This window comes from Parasphingorhabdus sp. (genome assembly GCF_036963705.1).
Lineage (GTDB): Bacteria > Pseudomonadota > Alphaproteobacteria > Sphingomonadales > Sphingomonadaceae > Parasphingorhabdus.
Genome location: NZ_JBALUT010000142.1, coordinates 1 through 2,159, shown reverse-complemented (window position 1 = coordinate 2,159; position 2,159 = coordinate 1). Strand labels below are relative to the sequence as shown.

At 54.0% G+C, this 2,159-nt stretch carries 2 protein-coding genes and 1 pseudogene; all 3 read left to right on the top strand.

The genetic code is table 11. The features are described 5' to 3' along the window. A pseudogene (locus V7680_RS15445) lies at nucleotides 1–506 on the top strand (Rieske (2Fe-2S) protein); the annotation flags it as partial. Next, on the top strand, nucleotides 503–1,096 hold the full coding sequence (locus tag V7680_RS15440) for a 2-hydroxychromene-2-carboxylate isomerase (RefSeq protein ID WP_335654142.1): 594 nt from the start codon (nucleotides 503–505) through the stop codon (nucleotides 1,094–1,096). The pseudogene V7680_RS15445 and the gene V7680_RS15440, both read left to right, overlap by 4 nt. Nucleotides 1,097–1,425: 329 nt before the next feature. After that, on the top strand, nucleotides 1,426–2,159 hold a 734-nt coding region (locus V7680_RS15435), incomplete at its 3' end, for a TonB-dependent receptor plug domain-containing protein (protein ID WP_335654141.1).

The following is a 2,159-nucleotide window of genomic DNA, read 5'->3' as shown; positions in this document are numbered from 1 at the left end:
CCTCTAGTAACGACGATGCCGCAGATAAGCAGGCCTATGGGGATTCTCGCACCTTTGACACCGAGTTCAAGCTGCAGGACATGTCGCTCCTTAAAGGTCGGCAGGAATTCGATGACGGCATAACCCTCGTTATCCTCGCCGTGTTCCCGAACCTGGTGCTCCAGCAGATCCAGAACACCCTAGCGGTGCGGCAGATAGTAACCAAGGGCACCGATGGCTTCGAGCTTGTCTGGACCCATTTCGGCTACGCTGATGATGATGCCGAGATGCAGGCCATCCGGCAAAAGCAAACCAACCTGATCGGTCCGGCCGGGCTGGTATCCATGGAAGATGGCGAAGCTGTCGAAATCGTCCAAAGAGCAATCATCGGCGAAACGGAAGCAGCCTCGTACATCGCCATGGGCGGAGGTCGTGCGGAGAATACAGACCACCTGGTCACCGAAGGTACAATCGTCGGATTCTGGGAAAACTACGAAAAGCTGGTGGGTTACGGAACCGCACCATGACCAGAACGATCGATTTCTATTTCGATTTCATCAGTCCGTTCAGCTACCTGGCGCAGGTGAAATTGCCGGACCTGGCCCGGCGGACCGGCTGCAAGATCGAATATTGGCCGATCGACATTCCCGAGGCAAAGATTGCCGCTGGCAACTATGGTCCGTCCAACCGCGAAGTTGCTCCGAAAATAAAGGTCATGATGGCTGATTTGGAGCGCTGGGCAGTCGAATACGGGGTGCCGTTGAAGTTTCCCGCGCATTTCGCCTGCGCGGATTGGAACTGCGCAGTGCTTTACGCCCGCAGCCAAGGCCATGCGGAAGCTTTTGTTACGGCCGCGTACCACAGGATCTGGGGACTCGGCATCGATCCTGGCGATCTCAGCGAGTTGCGCAGTTGTGCCGAAGAGGTTGGTCTCGACGCTGACGGGTTGTGCGAATTCATCGCATCGCCAACCGGCCAAAACGAATATCGCAAGGTGCGCGCCCAAGCTTATCAAAGAGGCGTATTCGGCGCACCACTTATGTTTGTTGATGATCAGATATTCTGGGGCAATGACCGCCTCGACTTTCTCGAATCTTACTTGCTTGGCAATCAATAGTATAATTTAGAATGGGAGTATTTGTTTTGGCAAGAAGGGTACTTAGAATGTTTGCGATAGCGTCGTATGGTCCTGCCCTTGTTACTGGTGCTCCCTGTGCTTGGACGCAATTATCCAAGGCCAGACCACCCGCAGAATAGGCTGAATCAGTGGCGACCTAGATAGATCTGGTGGAGGTGGAACGGGTTGGGTGGCTGTCGACCGACGGGTTTTACGAGCTTTTCCGCAAAGTCGGTGTGGCTTTCTAAACAAAATTCTAAAGCGTTATAATAACAAATAAGTGACAAAAAAAATATAAAAAATCATTACTTTATATTTGGGAGATGGAAATGAATAGAATCATATATGTTGTTGGCAGACGTGCATTGCTCTTGGCGGGCAGCGGTTTAGCAATGACCTTGTCATCGGCCCCCGCTTTGGGGCAGGATGCTGCGAATACCGAACCAGCTGTTGAGCAGAGCAGTGGCGGTCTCGACGTAATTGTGGTGACCGCACGCAAACGCGAAGAAGACAATCAGGAAACCCCGATCGCAATTACCGCGATGAGCGGTGACATGATTGAAAGCCGGCAGATCGCCAACGTCGCGCAGGTTGCGTCCTACGCGCCGAACGTCAATATCCAGCCGGTTGGGAATATCTCCGGATCAAGCGCGTCGCTCACCGCTTTCATCCGAGGCGTTGGCCAGACCGATTTCAATATCACGGTAGACCCTGGCGTGGGCATCTATGTTGATGGTGTCTATGTGGCGCGGTCAGTTGGCGGTCTCCTGGAAATGGCTGACATCCAAAGTGTACAGATCCTTCGTGGGCCCCAGGGAACGCTCTTCGGCAAGAACACCATTGGCGGCGCGATCATTGTCAACAGCCGCGAACCTTCCAACGAGTTTGAGCTCAAACTCGAGGCAGCCACCGGTCGCTTCAACCGGGCAGACTTCAAGGGGATCATTAATGTTCCCATCAGCGACACGCTCGCCATGCGAGCGGTCGCATCCTATGAAACGCGCGACGGCTATCAGTTGCGGCTGGTTGACGGTGACCGGCAGGGCGACAAGGACAGTTTCGC